Origin of the sequence: Sinorhizobium fredii USDA 205, from assembly GCF_001461695.1 — a bacterium.
Taxonomy (GTDB): domain Bacteria; phylum Pseudomonadota; class Alphaproteobacteria; order Rhizobiales; family Rhizobiaceae; genus Sinorhizobium; species Sinorhizobium fredii.
In genome coordinates this window covers 1-4,475 of record NZ_AUTC01000206.1, presented here as the reverse complement: position 1 = coordinate 4,475, position 4,475 = coordinate 1, and the positions used below count along the sequence as shown (strand labels likewise).

The 4,475-nt window shown below is 59.4% G+C and carries 5 protein-coding genes; 4 read left to right on the top strand and 1 reads right to left on the bottom strand.

Going from position 1 to position 4,475, the window contains the following annotated elements; all coding sequences use genetic code 11:
- On the top strand, window positions 1-347 hold a 347-nt coding region (locus tag N181_RS30465; protein ID WP_155621633.1), incomplete at its 5' end, for a hypothetical protein.
- 90 nt (window positions 348-437) lie between these two features.
- Here N181_RS30465 and N181_RS30460 read toward each other — a convergent pair.
- Window positions 438-734: a transcriptional regulator gene (locus N181_RS30460; protein WP_014328061.1), complete on the bottom strand. Its 297-nt coding sequence runs from the start codon at window positions 732-734 to the stop codon at window positions 438-440.
- Window positions 735-1,327: 593 nt separating this feature from the next.
- Between N181_RS30460 and rpsL the strand changes: the two genes are divergently transcribed.
- Genes rpsL through fusA form a run of 3 tightly spaced genes read left to right on the top strand, consistent with a single transcriptional unit; the run spans window position 1,328 to window position 4,357 of the window.
- Window positions 1,328-1,699, top strand: coding sequence for a 30S ribosomal protein S12 (gene rpsL, locus N181_RS30455; RefSeq protein WP_003507760.1), 372 nt, complete (start codon window positions 1,328-1,330; stop codon window positions 1,697-1,699).
- A gap of 58 nt (window positions 1,700-1,757) precedes the next feature.
- The gene (gene rpsG / locus N181_RS30450; RefSeq protein ID WP_060564140.1) at window positions 1,758-2,228 is read left to right on the top strand and encodes a 30S ribosomal protein S7; all 471 of its coding nucleotides are present in this window, start codon (window positions 1,758-1,760) and stop codon (window positions 2,226-2,228) included.
- A 29-nt stretch (window positions 2,229-2,257) separates the two neighbouring features.
- Entirely contained in the window at window positions 2,258-4,357 is a 2,100-nt protein-coding gene (gene fusA, locus N181_RS30445) for an elongation factor G (RefSeq protein WP_014328063.1), read from the top strand.
- The last annotated feature ends 118 nt before the right edge of the window (window positions 4,358-4,475 follow it).

Here is a 4,475-nt window from a genome sequence, read left to right as displayed (position 1 = left end):
TTGCCGAAGGCAAGAAGCCGGCCTTCGGCGATCCGGTGCTGCTCGGCATCACCAAGGCATCGCTGCAGACGCCGTCCTTCATCTCGGCCGCATCGTTCCAGGAGACCACCAAGGTGCTCACCGAAGCGGCGGTTGCCGGCAAGACCGACAGCCTGCAGGGTCTCAAGGAAAACGTCATCGTCGGTCGCCTCATCCCGGCCGGTACCGGCGGCACGATGACGCAGATCCGCCGCATCGCCACGGCGCGCGACGAGTTGATCCTCGAAGAGCGCCGCAAGGGCACGGGCGCCGATGCTGCAACGCCGATGCTCGCCGACATGGCGAACGAGAACGCCGCGGCCGAGTGATCGGAAAGGAGAGGGTGGTCTCCACTCTCTTGAAATTCAAAAGCCGCCCGGAGCGATCCGGGCGGCTTTCTTCGTTTTCATCCAACCGGGTCAGCCGAAGCGGATGATCGACACCTCGCCTTCGAGCGCACCCTGGTAGGCCGACGCGTGCGGTTCCTCGTCGGGAACGTCGGTGAGGGTGCCGATCTGGTCGAGATCCGCCTGGAAGAAGCCTTCCTCCGCCAGCGCATTGAGCGCCTCCCGCACGGCGGTGTCGTCATCCGGTGCGCGGAGCATCACGTGGATCTCCACACCCTCTTCGTCGCTTTCGTTCTCGTAAGCTTTACCAATGATGACGAAGACCAGCGGCTCTTCGGGTGAATTGTCGTTGTCGGGCATGATGGGCATCGGAAGGTCCTCATTCGGATTGCCGGACACCTTAACCCGGTTTCGGCCTGCCGCGAAGGCGGTGGGAGGCCGGTATCCTCCGGGAAAAGAGAAAATCTCCGGGCGGCAGTGGGACCGCCGAATCGTGCCGCCTCACGATCCTCAAGACCCAGAATGGCGTTGCTGATTCCTTAACGCGGAGAAGGCAATGCAGCGGCTGGTACGACACGTTTCTTCGGGAGGGGCGGCCACGCCGCCGCAAAGCCTTGTTTTTCAGGCATATCAGGGCTGCAAGACCGAGATTATTTGTTAATTGCCCTTGACGGATCGACCTGAAATCAGTACACCCCGCCGCATCAGAGCCCATGTGAGGCTGGCTGGTTCGGAACGTCGCGTTCTGGAGTTCGCCTCAAACAAGGTTCAAAACGCACGCTGAAGACACAATGCTGCACGCAAGACGCGCGAAATAGTGCGTCCTCTGCTTTTGTCGGGGCCATCTGCGAAAAGGCGGATCGGCCCTCGTTTTGCGCATTTCATAGGCGTTCGGTACCGCCGGCGACGGCAACGATCCGCCCGAAAGGGTAACGAGACAAGATTTTGCAAGGGATGGTTACATGCCTACCGTAAACCAGCTGATCCGCAAGCCGCGTCAGGCACAGGTAAAGCGCAACAAGGTTCCTGCTCTGCAGGAAAACCCGCAGAAGCGCGGCGTTTGCACTCGCGTCTACACGACGACCCCGAAGAAGCCGAACTCGGCTCTGCGTAAGGTTGCAAAGATCCGCCTGACGAACGGCTTCGAAGTGATCGGCTACATTCCGGGTGAAGGCCACAACCTTCAGGAGCACTCCGTGGTGATGATCCGCGGCGGCCGCGTGAAGGACCTTCCGGGTGTTCGTTACCACATCATCCGTGGCGTTCTCGATACGCAGGGTGTGAAGAACCGCAAGCAGCGTCGTTCGAAGTACGGCGCGAAGCGTCCGAAATAACATCGCAACCGGCGCCATTTCGCTGGTCACAAGATTAAAAAGTTGAGAGACGAAAAGTATGTCCCGACGCCATAGAGCAGAAAAGCGTGAGATCAACCCGGATCCGAAGTTCGGTGATCTGGTTGTCACGAAGTTTATGAACGCAATCATGCTGGACGGTAAGAAGTCCGTCGCAGAAGGCATCGTCTATGGTGCCTTCGAAGCGGTCCAGTCGAAGCTGAAGCAGGAACCGATCACCGTGTTCCATTCCGCGCTCGACAACATTGCTCCGCATCTCGAAGTGCGTTCGCGCCGCGTCGGTGGTGCTACCTATCAGGTTCCGGTCGATGTTCGTCCGGAGCGTCGCCAGGCCCTCGCCATCCGCTGGCTGATCGCGGCCGCCCGCAAGCGCAACGAAACGACCATGGTCGATCGCCTCTGCGGCGAACTCATGGATGCAGCAAACAACCGTGGCAGCGCCGTTAAGAAGCGCGAAGACACGCACAAGATGGCCGATGCCAACCGTGCGTTCTCGCACTACCGCTGGTAACGGCAACACGTCTCGAAAGGCAGTCACCCATGGCTCGCGAATATAAAATCGAAGATTACCGAAATTTCGGTATCATGGCGCATATCGACGCCGGCAAGACGACGACGACCGAGCGCATCCTCTACTACACCGGCAAGTCCCACAAGATCGGCGAAGTTCACGACGGCGCCGCGACGATGGACTGGATGGAGCAGGAGCAGGAGCGCGGCATCACGATCACGTCTGCAGCCACCACGACCTTCTGGAAGGGCCGTGACGGCAAGATGCGCCGCTTCAATATCATCGACACCCCCGGCCACGTGGACTTCACCATCGAAGTCGAGCGTTCGCTGCGCGTTCTCGACGGCGCCATCGCGCTCCTCGATGCCAACGCCGGCGTCGAGCCGCAGACGGAGACCGTCTGGCGCCAGGCCGAGAAGTACAATGTTCCGCGCATGATCTTCTGCAACAAGATGGACAAGACTGGTGCGGACTTCTACCGCTCGGTCGAGATGATCAAGACGCGGCTCGGTGCGACCGCCGTTGTCATGCAGCTGCCGATCGGCGCTGAAAGCGACTTCAAGGGCGTTGTCGATCTGATCGAGATGAACGCTCTCATCTGGCGCGACGAATCGCTCGGTGCCCAGTGGGATGTCGTCGAGATCCCGGATGACATGAAGGCCAAAGCCGAGGAATATCGCGAAAAGCTGATCGAGACCGTTGTCGAGATCGACGAAGCTGCAACCGAAGCTTATCTGGAAGGCAACCTTCCAGACAACGACCAGATTCGTGCGCTCGTTCGCCGCGGCACCATCGATGTGAAGTTCCACCCGATGTTCTGCGGTACCGCGTTCAAGAACAAGGGCGTTCAGCCGCTTCTCGACGCCGTGGTCGAATACCTGCCTTCGCCACTGGATATTCCGGCGATCAAGGGTATCGACGTCAAGACCGAAGCCGAGATCGAGCGTCATGCTTCTGACGAAGAGCCGCTTTCGATGCTCGCTTTCAAGATCATGAACGACCCCTTCGTCGGTTCGCTGACCTTTGCACGTATCTATTCCGGCAAGCTCGAAAAGGGCACGTCGGTCATGAACACGGTCAAGGAAAAGCGCGAGCGCGTCGGTCGCATGCTGCAGATGCATTCGAACTCCCGTGAAGACATTGAAGAAGCCTTCGCTGGCGACATTGTTGCTCTGGCCGGCCTCAAGGAAACGACCACGGGCGACACGCTTTGCGATCCGCTGAAGCAGGTCATCCTCGAGCGTATGGAATTCCCGGAGCCAGTTATCCAGATCGCGATCGAGCCGAAGACCAAGGGCGACCAGGAAAAGATGGGCCTCGCGCTCAACCGTCTGGCTGCCGAAGATCCGTCGTTCCGCGTCAAGACGGACGAAGAATCCGGTCAGACGATCATCGCAGGCATGGGTGAGCTTCACCTCGACATCCTCGTTGACCGCATGCGTCGTGAATTCAAAGTTGAAGCAACTGTCGGCGCGCCGCAGGTTGCCTACCGCGAAACCATCACGCGTCAGCACGAAGAAGACTACACGCACAAGAAGCAGTCCGGTGGTACCGGTCAGTTCGCCCGCGTCAAGATCGTCTTCGAACCTAACCCCGAAGGCGAAGACTTCAAGTTCGAGTCCAAGATCGTTGGTGGTGCGATTCCGAAGGAATACATCCCGGGCGTTCAGAAGGGCATCGAAAGCGTCCTGTCGTCAGGTCCGCTTGCGGGCTTCCCGATGCTGGGCGTCAAGGCGACGCTCATCGACGGCGCGTTCCACGATGTCGACTCGTCGGTCCTGGCGTTCGAAATCGCTTCGCGCGCTTGCTTCCGTGAAGCGGCCAAGAAGGCCGGTGCTCAGCTCCTCGAGCCGATCATGAAGGTCGAGGTGGTCACGCCGGAAGATTACGTCGGTGACGTGATCGGCGACCTGAACTCTCGCCGTGGCCAGATCCAGGGCCAGGAATCGCGCGGCGTCGCCGTGGTGATCAACGCCCACGTGCCGCTCGCGAACATGTTCAAGTACGTCGACAACCTGCGCTCGATGTCGCAGGGCCGCGCTCAGTACACGATGCTGTTCGATCACTACGCGCCGGTTCCCTCGAACGTCGCGCAGGAAATCCAGGCGAAGTATTCCGGTCAGAAGTGACCGGAATATCCCCGCGCTGAAACAGAATGAAAAGATTTCCCCTCTAAGGGACAGGAAACGGAGAGCCGAAAATGGCAAAGAGCAAATTCGAGCGCAACAAGCCGCACGTCAACATCGG